At 69.2% G+C, this 19,490-nt stretch carries 14 protein-coding genes; 5 read left to right on the plus strand and 9 right to left on the minus strand.

Going from position 1 to position 19,490, the window contains the following annotated elements:
- Nucleotides 1-57: 57 nt before the first annotated feature.
- Both AN215_RS26295 and AN215_RS28940 read right to left on the minus strand, forming a co-directional pair.
- On the minus strand, nt 58-609 hold the full coding sequence (locus AN215_RS26295; protein WP_070010699.1) for a hypothetical protein: 552 nt from the start codon (nt 607-609) through the stop codon (nt 58-60).
- A 520-nt stretch (nt 610-1,129) separates the two neighbouring features.
- Complete coding sequence (locus AN215_RS28940; RefSeq protein WP_171904286.1) at nt 1,130-2,686, minus strand: restriction endonuclease FokI C-terminal domain-containing protein; 1,557 nt, start codon at nt 2,684-2,686, stop codon at nt 1,130-1,132.
- A 703-nt stretch (nt 2,687-3,389) separates the two neighbouring features.
- On the opposite strand from AN215_RS28940, the gene rlmN reads away from it, so the two are divergent.
- From rlmN to AN215_RS26315, 4 genes are all read left to right on the plus strand, one after another.
- Entirely contained in the window at nt 3,390-4,508 is a 1,119-nt protein-coding gene (gene rlmN, locus AN215_RS26300; protein ID WP_070010698.1) for a dual-specificity RNA methyltransferase RlmN, read from the plus strand.
- A gap of 293 nt (nt 4,509-4,801) precedes the next feature.
- The gene (locus AN215_RS26305; protein WP_070010697.1) at nt 4,802-5,884 is read left to right on the plus strand and encodes a thiamine ABC transporter substrate-binding protein; all 1,083 of its coding nucleotides are present in this window, start codon (nt 4,802-4,804) and stop codon (nt 5,882-5,884) included.
- Nucleotides 5,885-6,054: 170 nt separating this feature from the next.
- Nucleotides 6,055-7,683, plus strand: a complete 1,629-nt coding sequence (locus AN215_RS26310; RefSeq protein WP_070011314.1) for an ABC transporter permease — start codon at nt 6,055-6,057, stop codon at nt 7,681-7,683.
- Entirely contained in the window at nt 7,684-8,715 is a 1,032-nt protein-coding gene (locus AN215_RS26315; RefSeq protein WP_070010696.1) for an ABC transporter ATP-binding protein, read from the plus strand. It begins immediately after the preceding gene.
- A 29-nt stretch (nt 8,716-8,744) separates the two neighbouring features.
- On the opposite strand, the gene AN215_RS26320 is transcribed toward AN215_RS26315, so the two are convergent.
- From AN215_RS26320 to AN215_RS26340, 5 genes are all read right to left on the minus strand, one after another.
- Nucleotides 8,745-9,836 (minus strand): LOG family protein, encoded by a 1,092-nt coding sequence (locus AN215_RS26320; protein WP_070010695.1) that lies wholly within the window; start codon nt 9,834-9,836, stop codon nt 8,745-8,747.
- 105 nt (nt 9,837-9,941) lie between these two features.
- Nucleotides 9,942-11,219, minus strand: coding sequence for a hypothetical protein (locus AN215_RS26325; protein ID WP_070010694.1), 1,278 nt, complete (start codon nt 11,217-11,219; stop codon nt 9,942-9,944).
- A complete protein-coding gene (locus tag AN215_RS26330; RefSeq protein ID WP_070010693.1) occupies nt 11,201-12,070 on the minus strand; it encodes an ABC transporter ATP-binding protein in 870 nt (289 codons plus the stop codon). The genes AN215_RS26325 and AN215_RS26330 overlap by 19 nt, the downstream gene beginning before the upstream one ends.
- A 273-nt stretch (nt 12,071-12,343) precedes the next feature.
- Nucleotides 12,344-14,002: a thiamine pyrophosphate-binding protein gene (locus AN215_RS26335; RefSeq protein WP_070010692.1), complete on the minus strand. Its 1,659-nt coding sequence runs from the start codon at nt 14,000-14,002 to the stop codon at nt 12,344-12,346.
- Between the two features lie 96 nt (nt 14,003-14,098).
- Nucleotides 14,099-15,592 (minus strand): sodium:solute symporter family protein, encoded by a 1,494-nt coding sequence (locus tag AN215_RS26340; RefSeq protein WP_070010691.1) that lies wholly within the window; start codon nt 15,590-15,592, stop codon nt 14,099-14,101.
- Nucleotides 15,593-15,788: 196 nt separating this feature from the next.
- Between AN215_RS26340 and AN215_RS26345 the strand changes: the two genes are divergently transcribed.
- A complete protein-coding gene (locus AN215_RS26345) occupies nt 15,789-17,339 on the plus strand; it encodes a PucR family transcriptional regulator (protein ID WP_070031281.1) in 1,551 nt (516 codons plus the stop codon).
- Nucleotides 17,340-17,487: 148 nt separating this feature from the next.
- Here AN215_RS26345 and AN215_RS26350 read toward each other — a convergent pair whose 3' ends face one another.
- Both AN215_RS26350 and AN215_RS26355 read right to left on the minus strand, forming a co-directional pair.
- A complete protein-coding gene (locus AN215_RS26350) occupies nt 17,488-18,867 on the minus strand; it encodes an aspartate aminotransferase family protein (protein ID WP_079123424.1) in 1,380 nt (459 codons plus the stop codon).
- Nucleotides 18,852-19,340, minus strand: coding sequence for an Lrp/AsnC family transcriptional regulator (locus AN215_RS26355; protein ID WP_420856145.1), 489 nt, complete (start codon nt 19,338-19,340; stop codon nt 18,852-18,854). Before AN215_RS26355 ends, AN215_RS26350 begins: the two co-directional genes overlap by 16 nt.
- Nucleotides 19,341-19,490 lie beyond the last annotated feature (150 nt).

Consider the following 19,490-nt stretch of genomic DNA (forward strand, 5'->3'; position numbering starts at 1 on the left):
ACAGCACATCTAGATGGTTCAAGGACTGCGAGCGGAGGTTCATGGTCATGACGGTCGTCAGGCTTGGCCGTTCCGCATGCGCTCCTCATGGTCCTCCATCTCCTCGATGTACAACCCGACACCTTCTCTCGCGCTCAAGTAGTCTTCGCTGCCGACGGGGACCTTCCCGGTACGGCGGTACGTGCCGAGGACCTCAACCAGATGGTCCATCGTCCCGATGAGCAGCCGAACGCGGTTCGAGTTGTCCGATTCCGTGTGAGTTACCTTCTTCCAGTACTGGAGCGTCTGGGCGGCTTCCTCTAGGCGCGTCCTCAGACCTGAAGAGGGGAAGTTGAGGGCAGATAGCCGCAGACGGTCCAACTCAGCGAAGACCTGATGCTCCCAGTCATCCGGGGCATCTCCTCGCCAGTGCCGTCGGAAGAGATCCTTCACCGCGAAGACAGCGTGAACAGCCACCTCGAAGGCGGCATCGTGCTGATCAGCCTTTCGCGCTTCCTTTGCGCTCTTCGCCTCGTGCCTGATCTGAAGCCTGGCACCAAAGAGGGCACCTACTGCACCGACGGCAGCACCTCCGAAACCGATAAGCCCGGAGGCGACTTGTGGGTCCATGTCGGATACGCTCCTCCGCCGTGTGCGCAGCGTCAACTCCTAGGCAGGGTCGGCCACTTGCAGCCGCGCTACGTGCAGTACCAGTCGACGCAGCCCGAGGGGTCCACGGTGCACCAGCGACTGTCGTCGCTCAGCAGCCGAACAAGCTCTCCCCTGGAACCACCTTGAGTTACGCGGTAAGAGTTTCCCTACGCCATCAAGAGCTCGCTCCGCTCGCCGCGCGGCCCGGCTTGCCGCAGGGCCGACGCTCATGTCTCCGCCCCGCTCCGGTCCGGCCGTCGGCCCGCGCGCGAACTCGAGCCACAAGAAGAGGGCGCCATCGTGGCTGGGACGGCCGGCTCGGTGGCTTTACGGAGCCAGTTTGGAGCGAGCCTCTACGATCATGGCCCAGATCGGGCTATTGCGGGCAGGCGAGGAGTCAGCCCCATTCGCGGAAGCGTAAGGGCCATGATCTCTCGCCCCAAACCAGCTCCACCCCAAAGCCGCTACACCGACCTATGATGGACGCTTCCCAGGAATGCTATTCGTCGTCACTTATGGTGAAGTTGTCGGCGAGAACCCTAAGTCGCATAGCCGTGGTGCGTGGGATTTCAAGCAGTACATACTTGGAACCAATTTTTCTGACGGCATGTACCAGCGAAGAGGAGAGGAAGGACAGTACCGATTCAATTTCTTCCGGTGTCGGGGCCTCTTCAACTTCGGAGCGCAGGATCAGATAGAGGTCGTGAGGAGAAAGAGCTCCCGTTGTGACCACATCGGCAGTTCTTGCCTCGACCTCTAGAAGTCGGACGACTCTATCGCATAGCCTATAAAGTCGCTTCTCCCGGGTCCAAGGCTTCTCAATTTTTGAGAGGCTTACCAGTCCGGACTCTTCTACGAGTTCGCGTAGGCTTGAGAGAGAAAATGGCGCTGTTCTGTGTCGATGGATGAGCTCTACCAGTTCATCCACTTCAAGCAGCCCGACTTTGTGGGATTTGGCGCGCTCGGCAATCCTCGAACTGGGGAAACTAGGCCCGACAACAATGGCGTACTCGGCAGTGTTGTCTGACCTGTGTTCCTTAAGGGTGTCGAAGTTGATTTGAGTCTCGGCGATCTTCCCGGAAGTCGAAGACTTGGCATCGACAATGGCGCTGTATCTCATGTCTCCCGAAAGGTTCGCAGAGATCAGAACATCAGTTTGCCCCGAACCACCTAGCAACTGACTTTCGAATCCAAGAGAAGAAAATGCCTCCGCAACGGATTTCTCGAATCGCTCAGGCCTCGACGAGTCCAGTGCCGCCTCTTTCAATTCTGTAATTAGCTCATTGAATGTCACTGGCATTTCTTCAGAGGATGCATCAGTGTTGTCGGTTTCCTGTGTATCAATAGGGCTAGCTATAGGCAACTCCACGCGCAAGGCCCGACCGAGTGGTACGAGCTGGTAGCGCCCCCAGGCAACCTCTTCCACCAAGCCGCACTTACGCAGCATCTGTAGTCGAGTCCGCACCTCGGCGATATCTTCCCGTGGCATGCCGTAACGGGTTCTACCGATTACGGCTAGCTCACGCGGAGTGTCGGTCTCTTCAAGTGCTTCGAGTATCTCGCCAACGAAGGAAAATTTTGCGTGAATCACACGCAACAGATCCATATCATTGGGAGATTCTGTGCAGGCTTTTCCGAGTTCGGTTGATTGATAAAGACTGAATCCGACTTGTTCTACGAGACCTGCATTCTTGAGCGCGCTGAGCGCGGAAGCAGTGGATGAAGGGCGCAGTCCAAATTCGGAGGAGGCGAACTCATCAAGCACTTCTCGGGTGATGCGTGCATCCATGGCGGAGACAAACTTGCGCATTGACGCGAAAGTGTCACCTTCGCTTCGAGGCACATATCCAATGTTGTTCTTGCGTTCTGCGAGATCCACCTCTTCAAGCAGTTCCGCAACTAGTGGATGAGTATCTGTTGTTGCGATGGACCTCGTTCCACTATGAGTGGGTATCCTATTTCTAAAATTCCCGGGCTGGGCCAGCTCAAGTCGTTCGAGTAGTTCTAGGCCAGCGGCGGTGGGCTCAATCTTATGGTTGAAGTCAAGTTCGGCCATTCCGCTAGAGCGAAGCCAAGCGGTTCGCCTTCTGATCTGGTCGAGAGAATCCCAAGAGCAACCGTATTCTTCCGCGGCAATCTGCAGGAGATCAGACTGGGTGACTCCACTTTGTGCCTCATGTAGCAATTCACCAAGGAATCGAATGTGTGCATGCAGTACGGCGATAAGATAGCTGTCGTCCTCGTTTTGGAGCCATTGTTCAGCAGCGGAGGTGAGAATCCATGAGCGGGTTCCAGTTCGGGTTACGAGGCCACAAGGCTGGAGCCTCTGTCCTATCTCTGCGAAAGGGATTTGAACTCCGGAATCTCCAGGAATGTCTACCGGAGCCTCGACGCCTACACCTTTCGAATGTGACAGCAGTAAGGCGCGCAATACAGAAACCTGGTTTTCACTCCCCCCTTTCAGTGCAGGCATGGAGAATGCGCGACTTCCCCATGGACGCGGGGAGGGGAGGGTGGTCACTGACATGGGTTCTTCTCACCGTCACATAGAGTACCGTTGCAAGACCATTGTGCTACGAATCCTTCAGTGTGTACCTATTCGTTCGCAAGATTCCGAAATGTTACTGGTGCAACGGACCCCCGGGCCGTCCCTGGGCCGTGCGACGTTGGCCAACATCGACAGTCGGCGACGGAGGCCGACGGCCCCGGACCCCGCTGACCAGGGGGCACCCAAGTCCGTCTGCGACACTGGTACAGCTATGCCGAAGCCCGGAGAACTCACCTTTGCCGCGCCGCGTGGGGCCGTCAGGCCGCCGCGGCATCTTGCCGATCTCACGCCCGACGAGCGTCGTGAGGTGGTGGCCGGGGCGGGTGAGAAGCCCTTCCGTGCCAAGCAGCTTTCGCAGCACTACTTCTCCCGGCTCGCGCACGAGCCCGAGCAGTGGACGGACATCCCTGCGGCGGCCCGCGGGAAGCTCGCCGAGGCGCTGCTGCCGGACCTGATGAGCGTGGTGCGGCACATCAGCTGTGACGACGACACGACCCGCAAGACGCTGTGGAAGCTGCACGACGGGACCCTCGTGGAGTCGGTGCTGATGCGGTACCCGGACCGGGTCACGATGTGCATCAGCTCGCAGGCGGGCTGCGGCATGAACTGCCCGTTCTGTGCGACCGGTCAGGCAGGTCTCGACCGGAACCTGTCGACCGCGGAGATCGTCCACCAGATCGTCGAAGGGGTACGGGCGCTGCGCGACGGAGAGGTGCCCGGGGGGACCGGGGAAGGGGCCGCCCGGCTGTCGAACATCGTCTTCATGGGCATGGGCGAGCCCCTCGCCAACTACAAGCGCGTCGTGGGTGCGATCCGCCGCCTGACCGACCCGGAGCCCGACGGCCTCGGGCTCTCACAGCGCGGCATCACGGTCTCGACGGTGGGGCTCGTCCCGGCGATGCTGCGGTTCGCCGACGAGGGCTTCAAGTGCCGCCTGGCCGTATCGCTGCATGCCCCGGACGACGAACTGCGCGACACCCTCGTCCCCGTCAACACCCGCTGGAAGGTGCGCGAGGTGCTGGACGCCGCGTGGGAGTACGCGGCGAAGTCCGCACGCCGCGTCTCCGTCGAGTATGCGCTCATCAGGGACATCAACGACCAGGCCTGGCGCGCCGACCGGCTCGGGCGGCTGCTCAAGGGCAAGCCCGTGCACGTCAATCTGATCCCGCTCAACCCGACTCCGGGCTCCAAGTGGACGGCGTCGCGGCCCGAGGACGAGGCCGCGTTCGTGCAGGCGCTGGAGTTGCACGGGGTGCCGGTGACGGTACGGGACACACGGGGCCAGGAAATCGACGGCGCCTGCGGGCAGTTGGCCGCGACGGAACGCTGAGGGCAGTGTCCGGCACACGTCGGACGCCCGCCCGTTCCCGGACCGGAGCAGCGCGCCCGGCCCGCGCGGGGAGAGCGCCCCGAGGCTCTCGGCGGAGTGACTGATAGCCTGCGCTGAACGGAGTCTTGTCGCAGGCACATCAACCGGCGGCGGGCTCCTGCCAGAGAGAACGGACCGACAGGGGAGCGCACACAGCGCTGAGAGTGCGGCCGTACGCACGCCCGCGTGCACGTACGGCCCGCAGACCCTCGAACCTCGCCCGGGTCATGCCGGGTAGGAAGTCGATGTGCCATATGAGCAAGTACGTGCTGCGCGCGGCAGCCGCCACAACCACCGTCCTCGCCCTGACCGGCGCACTCGCCGCTTGCGGCGGATCCGGTGCGGGCGGCGGCGGGGACGACAAGACCGTCACCCTCGTCACCCATGACTCCTTCGCCGTCTCCAAGCCCGTGCTGAAGGAGTTCACGAAGCGCACCGGCTTCAAGGTCAAGGTGCTGAGGGGCGGCGACGCCGGCGCCGCGGTGAACCAGGCGGTGCTCAACAAGGGCAATCCGCAGGGCGACGTCTTCTTCGGCGTCGACAACACCCTTCTCTCAAGGGCCCTGGGCAAGGGCGTCTTCACGCCGTACAAGGCCGAGGGACTGGGCCACGTACCCGCGAAGCTGCAACTGGACAAGGAGCGGCACCGGGTCACGCCCGTCGACTCCGGTGAGATATGCGTGAACTACGACCGCGGCTGGTTCGAGAAGCGTGACCAGGCACCGCCCGAGTCGCTCGACGATCTCGCGGACCCCGAGTACAAGAACCTCCTGGTCACCCCGAACGCCGCAACGTCCTCGCCCGGCCTGGGATTTCTGCTGGCCTCGGTCGAGAAGTACGGCGACGGCGGCTGGAAGGACTACTGGAAGAAGCTGCGCGGCAACGGCGTCGAGGTCGTCGACGGCTGGGAGCAGGCGTACAACGACCGGTTCAGCGGCTCGAACGGCGGCAAGGGCAAGGGCGACCGGCCCCTCGTCGTCTCCTACGCCTCCAGCCCTCCCGCCGAGGTGCTGGGCCAGAAGCCGCTTCCCGCGAAGGCGCCCACGGGCATCGCCGAGCGGACCTGCTTCCAGCAGACGGAGTTCGCAGGGCTGCTGGACGGCGCACGCAACACCGAAGGCGGCAAGGCCCTGCTGGACTTCATGCTCAGCCGTGAGTTCCAGGAGGATCTGCCGCTGCAGATGTTCGTCGAACCCGCCCGCGAGGACGCCGAGTTGCCCGAGGTGTTCACCAAGTACGGGGGGACCGCCCAGGACGCGGCCACCATGGAACCGGCGAAGATCGACGCGCACCGCGAAGAGTGGATCAAGTCGTGGACGTCGCTCGTCGTGAAGTAGCCCGCGAACGGAGCGGTACGGAAGGGGAGTTCACCGCCGCGGGCCAGTCGTCCGAGGGCCCCGGGGAGTCCCCGCCCCGGCCGGACGCCGTGGAACGGGCACGCCGCGGCACCCACCGCACCGGTCACCCGCGCCGCGCCCGCGACGGCAGCGGAGCGCGCCTCGCGCTGATGGCGCTGCCCGTCGCCTTCTTCGGGCTGTTCTTCGCCTTTCCCGTGGCCGCGATCGTCGGCCGCGGGCTGCGCACGCCCGCCGGCGCATGGCAACTCCAGCGCTTCACGCAGGTCGTCACCGACCCGGACACGCTGCACGTGCTGTGGTTCACCGTGTGGCAGGCCGCCGCTTCGACCGCGTGCACGCTCGCGCTCGCACTGCCCTGCTGCTTCGTCTTCGCCCGGTTCGACTTCCCGGGCAAGCAGGTGCTGCGCGCCGTCGTCACCGTCCCGTTCGTGCTGCCGACGGTCGTCGTGGGCTCGGCGTTCCTTGCGTTGCTGGGACGGGGCGGGCTGCTGGAGGAGTGGGCGGGGCTGCGCCTCGACACGAGCGTGTGGGCGATCGTCCTCGCGCATGTCTTCATCAACTACGCGGTCGTCGTACGGACGGTGGGCGGGCTGTGGTCGCAACTCGATCCGCGGCAGGAGGAGGCGGCGCGGGTGCTCGGCGCGGGCCGCTTCGCCGCCTGGCGCCGCGTCACACTGCCGGCGCTCGCGCCCTCCGTCGGCGCGGCCGCACTGATCGTCTTCCTGTTCACCTTCACCTCCTTCGGCGTCATACAGGTGCTGGGCGGCCCGCGTTACGCCACGCTGGAGGTCGAGATCTACCGGCAGACCGCCGCGCTGCTCGACCTGCCGACGGCCGCCGTGCTGACGCTGGTCCAGTTCGCGGCCGTCACCGTGCTGCTCGCCGTGCACGCACGGACCGTACGCAAGCGGCAGTCGGCCCTGAGCATGGTGCCGGCCGCCCGTACCGCTCAGCGTCCGCGCGGCGGTGCCCAGTGGGCCTTGCTGGGCTCCGTCCTGACGGTGACCGCCGTGCTGATCCTCGTTCCGCTCGGCGTGCTGGCGGTGCGCTCCTTCGAGGGTCCGGACGGCTTCGGTCTGGCCAACTACCGTGCGCTGGGCGAGGTTTCGGGCGACGCCACCTTCACCGTCCCGCCCGTCGAGGCGATCGGGAACTCCCTTGCGTACGCCGCGGTCGCCACGCTCCTCGCGCTGACCGTCGGCGGTCTGGCCGCGGCGGCGCTCACGACGAGGGGCCGTGGCGGAGCCGTCGACCGGCTCGTACGGGGCTTCGACTCCATGCTGATGCTGCCGCTCGGCACCTCGGCGGTCACCGTCGGCTTCGGATTCCTCATCGCGCTGGACGAGCCGCCACTGGACCTGCGTTCCTCGTGGATGATCGTCCCGGTCGCACAGGCGCTGGTCGGGGTCCCCTTCGTCATACGGACGATGCTGCCGGTGCTGCGCGCGGTGGACGTCCGGCTGCGCGAGGCAGCGGCGGTGCTCGGCGCCTCGCCGCTGCGTGCTTGGCGGGAGGTGGACCTGCCGATGGTGAGCCGCGCGCTGCTGGTCGCCGCGGGATTCGCCTTCGCCGTCTCACTCGGTGAGTTCGGCGCGACGGTCTTCATCGCGCGGCCCGACGCCCCGACTCTCCCCGTCGCCGTCGCCCGCTTCCTCGGCCGGGCCGGCGAGCTCAACTACGGGCAGGCGATGGCAATGAGCACTGTCCTGATGCTCGTGTGCGCGGCGACGCTTCTCACGCTGGAACGCATACGCACCCACCCCTCGGGAGAGTTCTAGATGCTGCAACTCGACGGTGTGACGGCCGGCTTCGGCGCCGGCCGGCTCGCACTGGACGGTGTGGACCTGGACGTCGCCGACCACGAGACGGTGTGCGTCCTGGGCCCCAGCGGCAGCGGCAAGTCGACTCTGCTGCGGGTCACGGCAGGGCTGCACACACCCCGCTCGGGGCGGGTGCTGCTCTCCGGCCGAGACCAGGACGGTGTGCCGCCGCACCGCCGCGGCGTCGGCCTGATGTTCCAGGACCACCAGCTCTTCCCGCAGCGCGACGTCGGCGGCAACGTCGCCTTCGGCCTGCGCATGCGGGGCGTCGGACGGCACGAGAGGGACGAGCGCGTCGCCGAACTCCTCGCTCTCGTCGGCCTGCCCGGCACACAGCGGCGCCAGGTCACCGCCCTCTCCGGCGGCGAGCAGCAGCGCGTCGCCCTGGCCCGTGCGCTCGCGCCGCAGCCGCGCCTGCTGATGCTGGACGAACCCCTCGGTCAGCTCGACCGGGGGCTGCGCGAACGGCTCGTGGTCGAACTGCGCGCGCTCTTCGCCGAGTTGAGGACCACGGTGCTCGCCGTCACGCACGACCAGGGTGAGGCCTTCGCACTGGCCGACCGCGTCGTTGTGATGAACGAGGGGCGCGTCGCACAGGCGGGCACTCCGCTGGAGGTGTGGCGGAGTCCCGCCTCGGAGTTCGTCGCCCGCTTCCTCGGCTTCGACAACGTCGTGGCCGCGACGGTGCACGGCGGCGTCGCCGACACCCCCTGGGGCAAGCTTCCCGTGCCGGACGGCACGCCCCCGGGCGAGTGCCGTCTCCTCGTACGTCCGGCCGGTGTCCGGCTCACGGAGACCGGCGACGGACTGCCGTGCACCGTCGAGGCGCGCACCTTCCGCGGCGGCGACGCCGCCGCGGTGACGCTGCTGCTCCGCCCGGAGACCGGCCCGCGGCTGGAGGCTTCCTGCTCCCTCCGCGAGGCTCCGGAGACCGGTGCCACGGTCGGCGCCGCCTTCGACGTGCGTGACGTGGTGCGGCTCGGCGGCTGAACGAACGCGGCACCTCGACGGCTTCCGCCTCAGCCCGTCAGCCGCGCGAGGGTCTCCGGCACCTCCTCGACGGAGCGCGCCAGCGCGATACGCGAAGCCATCGGCCGGTCGCGGGCCAGCGCCTGCAACAGGGGCCAGCACGGCAGCGTACGCGTCCAGTGCTCCTCGTCCACGAGCACCATCGGGGTGGGCGCGCCCCGCGACTGGTAGTAGTTGGGCGTCGCGTTGTCGAAGATCTCCTGTACGGTCCCGGCCGCGCCCGGAAGGAAGACCACCCCGGCGTTGGACCGCGCCAGCAGGCCGTCCTCACGTACCGCGTTGACGAAGTACTTCGCGATGTGCTGCGCGAACGCGTTGGGCGGCTCGTGCCCGTAGAACCAGGTGGGAATACCCACGGACGCGCCGCCGCCCGGCCAGCCCTCCCGCACCTCGAAGGCCGCCCGCGCCCATTCGCCCACCGACTCCTCGAAGGAAGGCGCGGACGAGAGCATCTCCAGAGCCTTGCCGAGCATGCCGTCCTCGAAGGGCGCGGCGTACGCACCGAGGTTGGCGGCCTCCATCGCACCGGGACCGCCGCCCGTCGCGACGGTGTGACCGGTACGGGCCAGGGCGCGCCCGAGGCGGGCCGCGCTCGCGTACGCGCTGCTGTCGCGTGCCAGCTTGTGGCCGCCCATGACGCCCACGACCCGGGCGCCGACGAGCTGTTCGTCGAGAGCGTCGGAGACCGCGTCGTCGTGCACGGCGCGGAGCATCGAGGAGAAGACGTCACCGTCGCTCTTCGTCCGCTGGAACCAGGCGTAGGAGCGGGCGTCCGGCGTGTGTTCGTACCCCTCGGCCAGTCCGCTGAAGAGCTCGTCGGGAGCGTAGAGCCGCCCGCGGTAAGGGTTGAACGGCAGCTCCGGCACGGGAGGGAAGACCAGCCCGCCGCCCTCCTGCACGCGGACGACCGCCTCGGCGGCCATCGCACAGCCCAGGAAGACGGTGCCGTCGGTCTCCGCTGCGGCCAGTGCCGCGGAACGCTCCCGCAGGTCCACGGACTGCACACGCCAGCCGCTGAGCGATCCGGTCGCCTCGACGACGTCGTCGAACTCTTCGAGGCTCTCTATCTCGTGGTCAAGCATGCCGTCAGCGTATGCGGCACACGCCGAAGGGCGGCCCCCTTGTGCGAAGGGGACCGCCCCTGGGTGCGCGGGCGGAATGTCCGTGCCGCTTCGGACGGACGGGAATCAGGTGGTCAGCGGCAGCGCGGCGAGCTGTCCCACCGCCCAGGTGAGCGCGCCGAGCACCACGCACACCACGGCCGAGCGGAGCACGGCCGCGCCCCGCAGCAACCGCCGCGGAGCACCGAGCCTGATCAGCGCCGCGTTCGCCGGCTTGCGTGCGGCGCGCGACTCCGCGGCGGCCGTCAGCGCGCTCGCCGTCACGCAGACGACGACGAGTGCCGCGCCCAGCAGCGCCAGTGGCCCGAACATGCGGGCGCCCACCTGCGGAGAGGCCCCGTACAGTTCGGCCGCGGCCAGTCCGCCCGCCGCCACCGCGCACAGCACACCCAGCGGCCGGCCGATGCGCGCGGACTCCTGCTGCAGCACCCGTCCCGCCAGCAGCCGCACGGCTCCCGGCCTGCCGACCGCCAGCAGCCGGCCGCACAGCTGGGTGATTCCCGGCCCGGCCAGTACGAGCCCGAGGGCGGTCAGCAGCCAGCCGCCCAGCACGCCCGGCGCGCTGTTCGACAGGACGGCCGACAGGGACAGCGGCTTCGGCGACCTGCTCGCGTATGTCTCCGTCGCGAGGCCTGCGGCGATGAGCGCGGTGCCCCACGGCAGGGTGACGGCCGCGGGAAGCGAGCCGGGCAGCACGCGGAAGGACTGCGCCTCCCGCTCGTCCGCGGTGCGCTCACGATGGCCGCCCGTGCCGTGACCGGCGCCGTCGGTGGAGTGCGTACCGGTGTGTGCGCCGCTGCCCGTGCCGGCACCGGCGGCCGCGACCGCGGGAAGCATCCCGGGCCGCGTGGCCAGCGCCGCGGCGCCGGCGGCCACCAGCGGCGGCACGCAGAGCAGCACCAGGGTCGCGGCGAAGGGCAACGGGTGGCCGGCGGCGAGGAGTTCGACCGCCGCACCGTCGAAGGGTACCGAGGCGAGCTGCCCGCGCAGATGCAGATAGATCACGAGCGCGACGGCGCTGCCCAGCAGTGAGGACATCGCGGTCGACACCGCGGCCAGCAACGGGATCCTGGCCGGCCCCACCCCGGCGGTGTCCAGCGCCGAGAGGGACCGCGAACCGGGCTCCGTACGGGCCACGGCGGCGGCGAACTGAACGGCGGCCGCGAGCGGCGCGAGGCACCACACCAGCCGAACGAGAGAACCACCGGACTGCTGCGGGTGAGCGAGGGCATGACTCAGCGCGGCCAGCAGCAGGAAGCCCACGACTGCGGTGGCGCAGGCCACGAGGAGGCGGCGCAGCAGCGTGAGGGGGTGACCACCGCGGGCTAGACGGAGAGCGAGCACGCGGCACCCTTGGAGTCTTCGCCGTCCGAGTCGTCTTCACCCGTGGCCATGCCCTTGCCACCGGTTCCGTCGTTCTCGTCGTCCTCGCTGTCTCTCGCGTCTCCGGGTGCCGGAGCGACCAGTCCGCCGCTCAGCCTGCCGTCGACGAGCGTGAGGTTGCGGTCCGCGAGGGTGGGCCCCGCGGCGTCCGCGGCCTGAGGGTCTCCCGGTGTCACCTTCGGCAGCATCACGGCGGGGTCGTGGGTCGTGAGCACCACGGTGATGTCGTGCGTACGCGCGGCGGTCGTCAGCGTGCGCAGCACCTGTGCCCGTTCGGCCTGGTGCAGCGGAGCGGTCGGTTCGTCCGCGAAGACGATCGCGGGGGCGGGGGCCAGGGCGCGGGCGATGGCGACGCGCTGACGCTGCGACTGCCGCAGCGCCGAGGGGCGCTTACGTGCGCACTCACCGACGTCCAGCCGCTCCAGCCACTCGACGGCGGCCTTGCGGGCCGCGCGGGAACCGGTGCCGCACAGCAGCATCGGCAGGGCCGCGTTCTCCCACGCCGTCAGTTCGGGGATGAGCTGCGGCTCGCTGCCGACCCAGCCGAAGCGGTCGCGGCGCAGGCGTTCGCGCGAGGTGCGGGAGAGCGTGTGCACCGGAACGCTGTTGAACCAGATCTCGCCCTTGTGCGGCGTGAGTTGACCGGACAGGCAGCCCAGCAGGGTCGTCTTGCCGCTGCCGCGGGGTCCTGTGACGGAGACGATCTCGCCGGCGCGGACGCCGATCGATACGCCTTGCAGGGCGGGTGAACCGCCGTGCGAGTAATGCAGTCCGCGTGCCCAGAGCACGTCGTTGTCCGGGGGTGCTGCCACTGAGGGCACCTCCACTCACCTCTGCTCTGCTGGTCCCTGCCGGGCCCTGTCCCACGCAAGGGTGAAGGAAGGGGCCTGGGGCGATCGGTCACAGGAACCGTAAGGACAGCGGGGCGCCCACGCGGTGCCATCCGCCGGGGCGCGGCGCAGATTCCACCGAACGGGCCCCGCAGATGGCCCCGCCTGTCGGCCCTGCCTGTGGCCCGTCCGTCGTCCTGGTCACGGGCCCGGCGGGAGTTCCCGTGAACCCTCCAGCCGGGTCCGTGAGCCGCTTCAGGCCTCGCCGGTCAGATGCGTCGGGGCGAACATCCGCAGCTCGGCCGGGAGCAGGACCACCGAGGGTCCGGGAGCGGCGAGTGCCGCGGCGAGGTCCTCGCGCAGCCGCTCGGGAGAGCTGCGCACGGCCGGTACGCCGAACGACTCCGCGAGCGCGACGAAGTCGGGGCGGGCGAGCTCCGTGCCCGTGGTCTCGCCGAACGCCTCGTTCATGTACGTACGCAGGATCCCGTAGCCGCCGTCGTCGACGATGAGCCAGGTGACGGGCAGGCCGTACTGGCGGGCGGTGGCGAGTTCGGCGATGGAGTACATGGCTCCGCCGTCGCCCGACACGGCGAGGACGGGCGTGCTGCGCCCGGGGTCGGTGGCCGCGGCGCCGAGGGCGGCGGGGAAGCCGTATCCGAGACCGCCTGCCCCCTGGGCGGAGTGCATGGCACCCTCGCGGGGGTCGAAGGCGGACCACGCCCAGTACGCCAGGATCGTCATGTCCCAGAAGCTGGGCGAGGTGTCGGGGAGCGCCTCCCGGACGGCGCCGAGCACCTGCTGTTCCAGTTCCAGCCCCTGGGCGGCGATCCGGTTCCGTACACGTTCCAGCAGCTCCGCGACCTCACGTGCCGCCCGGCCGGCGGGGCGGGGGGCGACGGCGCCGGCCAGTGCCCCGAGCGCCGCGCGTGCGTCGGCGTGGATGCCGAGGGCGGGGTGGTTGGCCTCCAGTTTGCCCAGGTCCGCCTCGATGTGCACGACACGGCCGCGGGGCGCGAACGTGTGGTAGTTCGAGGAGAGTTCGCCGAGTCCGGAGCCGACGACGACCAGCACGTCGGCGTCCTCGAGGAAGTCGGTCGTGTACCGGTCCTCCAGCCAGGAGCCGAGCGAGAGCCGGTGCTCCCAGGGGAAGGCGCCCTTCCCGCCGAAGGTCGTGGCGACGGGGGCGTCCAGCCGTTCGGCGAGGCCGAGCAGCTGTGCCTGCGCGCCCGCCCGTACGACTCCGCCCCCGGCGAGCACGGCGGGGCGCTCGGCCGCGTTGAGCAACGCGGCCGCGCGGGCTGTGAGTTCGGGACGTGCCGGGAGGGGCCGCGGGCGTGCCGGTCCGTCCTCGGCGGCGAGCGAATCGGGGGGCGGCACGTCGGTGGGTGCGAGGAGGACGTCCTGCGGTATCTCCACCCACACCGGGCCGCAGGGCGCCTCCAGGGCGTTGGCCCAGGCGGCTGCGAGCGCCGAGGGGATCTGCGAGACGGCGCGCACCGTGTGGACGGACTTCACGATGTCGCGGAACGACGCCTGCTGGTCGCGGAGTTCGTGCAGATATCCCTTGCGGCGGCCCCCGAGCCCGGCCGTGGGCACCTGACTGCTGATGCCCAGCACGGCCGCCGACGCCGCCGCCGACTCCTGGAGCGCGGCGAGCGACATCAGCGCGCCGGGTCCGGTGGAGATCAGCAGCGGTGCCACGGTGCCGGTGAGGCGGGCGTAGGCATCCGCGGCGAAACCTGCGTTGTTCTCCACCCGCAGCCCGACGTACGACAGCGGGGAGCGGCGTACGGCGTCGAACGCCCCCAGCGCGTGCTGCCCCGGCAGTCCGAAGACCGTACGGGCACCGAGGGCGGTGAGGGATTCGGCGACGAGGTCGCCTCCGGTACGTACTGCGGCTGCGGGTGCCATGCGGGGGGTTGCGCCTTTCGTCGTCGGGGTGGTTTCGGAGGGCCGGGGCGGCCGGGTGCGGTCGGCGGCCGGGTCCGGCCGGTGAGCGGTGCGGGGTCAGACTCCGGCGGGGGCGTCGGCGCCCGGCTGCTCACCGCCCGGCTTCGGGTCCTCGTGCGCCTGGCCCGCGAGCCGCGCCCGCCATTCGGCGAGCACCGCGGGGTCGGTCGGCTTGCCGGCGAGGCTCACCACGACGTGTGTGAGCAACGAGGCCAGCAGCCCGAAGTAGATGGCCTCGTTGGCGAGTACGCCCTTCCAGGCCATCATCGCCATGACCGTCGCGCCGCCCACGGCGACGGCGGCGAGGGCGCCGTTGGCGGTGCCGCGCTTCCAGACCAGACCGCCCAGGATCGGCACCAGCAGCCCGCCGACCAGCAGGTTGTACGCGACGGTCAGGGCCTCGACGACGTCGTTGAGCGCGATGGATATCACCACGACCGCCGCACCCATGATCAGGATGAAGATCCGGTTGCCGCGGACCTCGTCGTGGGCTCCCTCGCCCTCCGCGCCCGGCTCGGGCGCGCTGCGGCGCAGCCGCTTCCAGATGTCGTTGTTGGCGACCGTCGCGCACGCGATCAGCGCGCCCGAGGAGGTGGACATGACCGCCGACAGCGCCGCCGCCAGCACAAGTCCCTTCACGCCGAGGGGCAGCGCCTCGCCGACGATGGTGGCGAACGCCGCGTCGGGGCTGTCCAGCTTCGGGTAGAGCGCCTTGGTCGCGGTGCCGATCGCGGCGCCCGCGATCGCGTACACGAGGCAGTAGACGCCCGCGACCGAACCGCCGCTGCGGGCGACGGTGTCGCTGCGCGCCGTGAACACGCGCTGCCAGATGTCCTGTCCGATGAGCATGCCGAACGAGTAGATCAGCACGTACGTGAACACCGTCTGCACGCCGATGTTCATGGGGGAGAAGTAGTCGTCGGGCAGCTGCTCCTGCATGCCGTCGATGCCGCCCGCCTTCCAGACGGCGATGGGCAGCAGGAGCAGCAGCACACCGACGGACTGGACCACGAACTGGGCCATGTCCGTCAGCGTGATCGACCACATGCCGCCGAGCGTCGAGTACGCGATGACGATGCCGCCGCCGATGACGATGGCCAGCCACCTGTCCAGGCCGAAGATGACGTCGAAGATGGTGGCGTACGCGATCGTCGAGGTGACGGCGAGCATCAGCGTGTACGCCCACATCACCGCCCCCGAGATCACCGAGGACGAGTCGCCGTAGCGCAGGTCGAGCATCTGGCTGACCGTGTAGACCTTCAGCCGGGAGATGCGGGCGGAGAAGAACAGGCTCAGGGCCAGCAGCCCGAACCCGATGGTGAACACCAGCCACGCGCCGGAGAGTCCGTACTGGTAGCCGAGGCCGACGCCGCCGATGGTCGAGGCGCCGCCGAGCACGATGGCGGCCATGGTGCCGGAGTAGAGGGTGGGGCCCAGGCGCCGGCCCGCAACGAGGAAGTCACTCTTCGACTTGGCGCGGCGCATGCCCCACCAGCCGACCGCGAGCATGCCCACGAGATAGATGATGATCACTGCGTAGTCGACGGCCATGAGCGCTCCTCGGGGCGAGCGGGACGAGCGGGATGCGGGGAGGGGGAGCGGGGGTGTGGGGACGGGGGTGCGGGACGGGGATATTGCGAGCGTTCGAGCGGGAGCCTAGGTGTCGTCAAGGCGGCCAGGAAGTGTACGTTTCCTCCATCGAGAGGCCATCGGCTGGAGGAATCGTCCATCGAAGGGTGGGGTGGCCGTGCAGGAGCTGGTTCCGCCCACCGTCCCGGTGCCGCTGTCCGTGCTGACGGAGGACCCGGAGCTCGGTCTGCGGCAGGCCGCGGGTCCGGGCCCCGAACGGGAGACGCCGGTGCACTCGGTGCACACCAGTGAGATGGCGGACCCGCTGCCGTATCTGCTCGGCGGGGAGCTGCTGCTCAGCGCGGGCGTGCACTGCCCTCCGGGCCCCGGCCAGGACGGGCACTGGGAGCGCTACGTGCAGCGTTCGGTGGAGGCGGGCGCGGCGGCGCTCGGATTCGGCATCGCCCCCGTGCACGACGAGGTTCCCCCGGAGCTGGCGGCCGCCTGCGACCGGCACGGCCTGCCGCTGGTCGAGGTGCCGCGGGACACTCCGTTCACCGCCGTCGCGCGGGCCGTCTGGCAGGCGGTCACGCAGCGCAGGCACCAGGCGCTGCGCAGGCTGAGCGAGGCGCAGCAGACGCTTGCCGCGGCTGCCGCCGCCGCGCACCCCGTACCGGCGGTGCTCGGGCAGCTGGCCCGGCGTCTGGACGCGTGGGCTGTGCTGCTGGACCCGGACGGCGCCGAGCTGGCATCGGCAGGCAGGACGCCGCCCCCGGAGGCGCGCGCCGAACTCGCGTCGCTCACCGGCCTGTTGCGGCCCGGGCCCACTTCCGCCGCGGGCTCCTCCGGCGAACTCCACCTGAGCGTGTACGGAGTGGGCAGCGGCAGGCGCAGGCCCCTCGCGCTCGGACTGTGCGCACCTCACCGGGACGAGATCGACGGCGCCATCGCCGCGGTGGCCGTCGTGCTGCTGTCGCTGCTGACGGAGCGGCGTGCCGCCGAGGCCGAGGAGCAGCGCTCTGCGGCCCTCGTACGGCTGATGCTGGGCGCCTCGGCGGAGGAAGCCGCACCGCTGCTGGACGGGGGCGCCCGCCGCTGGGCCGTGGTGCACGGGCAGCGGCGCCGCGGTCATGCGCCGGGTGGCGCAGGTTCCGGGGAGGCGGCGGACGGGCAGGAACCGGACCCCTTCGCGACGGCGGCACTCGCGGCGGGACTGGGCACCACGCTCGTCGACGCCGCCGGCGACGAGCTGCGGGCCCTGGTGCCCGCGCACGGGCCGGCGGAACGGACGGACGGACAGGCCCCGGTTGAGGCCCAGGAAGGCTGGACCCTCGGGGTGAGCAGCCCCGTACCCGCCGCGGAGCTGAGCCGGGGCGGCGCCGAGGCGGCCCGTGCGCTGCGCCGGGCGCTCGCGGAACGGCGGCCGCTGGTGCACCGCAGGCCCCAGGGCGCCGGGGACGTCGCGGACGTGGCCTCGCTGGTGGCGCCCGAGGAGGGCAGGGCGCTGGCGGCGGCACGGCTCGGGCCGCTCGACGGGAGCCCGCATCTGGTCGAGACGCTGCGCATGTGGCTGTCGCTGAACGGCAGTTGGGACCGTACGGCGGTCGCGCTCGAGGTGCACCGCAACACCGTCCGGCAGCGCGTCGCCCGTGCGTCCGCGCTGCTCGGGGAGGACCTGGCCGATCCGGACGTACGGATGGAACTGTGGTTCGCGCTCAAGTGGGCGTAGCGGGACGGGAGTTCAATTCACGGGCCAGGAGCGCCGCGGGCCGGGGGCGCCACGGGCCCGGGAGCCCGGGAGCCCGGAGCCCACGAGCCCGGAGCCCACGGGCCCGGAAGCCCGCGAGCTCCTCGCTGCCCGCTCATCCGCTCATCGCTCAGAGCTTCGTCCACGCCTCCGTCAGCACGGACCGGAGGATGCCCTCCGCCTCGTCGAAGACGCTCTGGTCCGAGATGAGCGGCGGAGCGAGCTGGACCACGGGGTCGCCGCGGTCGTCGGCGCGGCAGTAGAGCCCGGCGTCGAAGAGCGCCTTGGAGAGGAAGCCGAAGAGGATGCGTTCCGACTCCTCCTCGGTGAACGTCTCCTTGGTGGCCTTGTCCTTGACGAGCTCGATGCCGTAGAAGAAGCCGTCGCCGCGCACGTCGCCGACGATCGGCAGGTCGAGCAGCCTCCGCAGCGTCGCCAGGAACGCGCCCTCGTTGTCCAGCACGTGCTGGTTGAGTCCCTCGCGCTCGAAGATGTCGAGGTTGGCGAGCGCCACGGCTGCCGAGACCGGATGGCCGCCGAAGGTGTAGCCGTGCAGGAAGGTGTTGTCGCCCTTCCAGAACGGCTCGGCGATGCGGTCGGAGATGATCGCGGCGCCGATCGGCGAGTAGCCGGAGGTCATGCCCTTCGCGCACGTGATGATGTCCGGCACGTAACCGAACTTGTCGCAGCCGAAGAGGGTTCCCAGGCGTCCGAAGGCGCAGATGACCTCGTCGGACACGAGTAGCACGTCGTACTGGTCGCAGATCTCACGGACCCGCTGGAAGTAGCCGGGAGGCGGCGGGAAGCATCCGCCGGCGTTCTGCACGGGTTCGAGGAAGACCGCGGCCACGGTCTCCGGGCCCTCGAAGAGGATCTGCTGCTCGATCTGGTCGGCGGCCCAGCGGCCGAACGCCTCGGGGTCGTCGCCGTGCGCCGCCGCCCGGTAGATGTTCGTGTTGGGCACCTTGTGCGCGCCCGGCACGAGCGGCTCGAACGGCGCCTTGAGACCCGGGAGTCCGGTGATCGAGAGCGCTCCGTGCGGGGTGCCGTGGTAGGCGACGTTGCGTGAGATGACCTTGTACTTGCCGGGGGCGCCGTTCAGCTTGTGGAACTGCTTCGCGAGCTTCCACGCCGTCTCGACGGCCTCGCCGCCGCCGGTGGTGAAGAAGACCTTGTTCAGGTCGCCGGGGGCGTGGTGCGCCAGCCGCTCGGCGAGTTCGACGGCCTTGGGATGGGCGTAGGACCAGATGGGGAAGAAACCGAGGTCCTGCGCCTGCTTGTTGGCGGCTTCGGCCAACTCGGTGCGGCCGTGCCCGGCCTGTACGACGAAGAGTCCGGCGAGGCCGTCGAGATAGCGCTTGCCGTTCGTGTCGTAGATGTGGGTGCCCTCGCCGCGGACGATGGTCGGGACGGGCGCCTGCTGGTACGACGACATGCGGGTGAAGTGCATCCACAGGTGGTCGTGGGCGTTCTTGGAAGGGTCCTTGCTCACGGTTATCGCGTTCCCCAGGTGTAGGTCTGCTTGCGCAGCTTGAGGTAGACGAAGCTCTCGGTGGAGCGCACGCCCGGCAGCGAACGGATACGCTTGTTGATCATTTCCAGGAGGTGTACGTCGTCCTGGCAGACGATTTCGACGAGCAGGTCGAACGAGCCGGCCGTGATGACCACATAGGCCACCTCGTCGATCTCCGCGAGCGCGTCGGCCACGGACTCCAGATCGCCTTCGATGTTGATGCCGACCATGGCCTGGCGCAGGAAGCCGACCGTGAGGGGGTCGGTGACGGCGACGATCTGCATGACGCCCTGGTCCTGGAGCTTCTGGACCCGCTGCCGCACGGCGGCTTCCGACAGGCCCACCGCCTTGCCGATGGCGGCGTACGGGCGCCGGCCGTCCTCCTGCAGCTGTTCGATGATCGCCAGCGATACATCGTCAAGCGAACGGATGCCGTTTGTCTTCTTCGCTTCTCGGGCCACGCACGCCACTGTGCATGAGACCTCCTCCGAATCGCAACCCATAAGCGATGTAATTCGAAGCAATAGGTGCCCACAAGAACAGAATCCGTCGTTGCTGGTGTGGTGGTGTATCGAAAGCGTTGCGCTGCTGGTTAGGGTGGCGGTCTCACCCAATGGACA

Origin of the sequence: Streptomyces abyssalis (assembly GCF_001751365.1) — a bacterium.
Lineage (GTDB): Bacteria > Actinomycetota > Actinomycetes > Streptomycetales > Streptomycetaceae > Streptomyces > Streptomyces abyssalis.

Coding starts and splice junctions, on each gene's coding strand:
- AN215_RS26295 (WP_070010699.1), bottom strand. CDS start 609: ATGGACCCACAAGTCGCCTCCGGGCTTATCGGTTTCGGAGGTGCTGCC.
- AN215_RS26305 (WP_070010697.1), top strand. CDS start 4,802: ATGAGCAAGTACGTGCTGCGCGCGGCAGCCGCCACAACCACCGTCCTC.
- AN215_RS26320 (WP_070010695.1), bottom strand. CDS start 9,836: ATGCTTGACCACGAGATAGAGAGCCTCGAAGAGTTCGACGACGTCGTC.
- AN215_RS28940 (WP_171904286.1), bottom strand. CDS start 2,686: ATGGCCGAACTTGACTTCAACCATAAGATTGAGCCCACCGCCGCTGGC.
- rlmN (WP_070010698.1), top strand. CDS start 3,390: ATGCCGAAGCCCGGAGAACTCACCTTTGCCGCGCCGCGTGGGGCCGTC.
- AN215_RS26340 (WP_070010691.1), bottom strand. CDS start 15,592: ATGGCCGTCGACTACGCAGTGATCATCATCTATCTCGTGGGCATGCTC.
- AN215_RS26315 (WP_070010696.1), top strand. CDS start 7,684: ATGCTGCAACTCGACGGTGTGACGGCCGGCTTCGGCGCCGGCCGGCTC.
- AN215_RS26335 (WP_070010692.1), bottom strand. CDS start 14,002: ATGGCACCCGCAGCCGCAGTACGTACCGGAGGCGACCTCGTCGCCGAA.
- AN215_RS26310 (WP_070011314.1), top strand. CDS start 6,055: ATGGCGCTGCCCGTCGCCTTCTTCGGGCTGTTCTTCGCCTTTCCCGTG.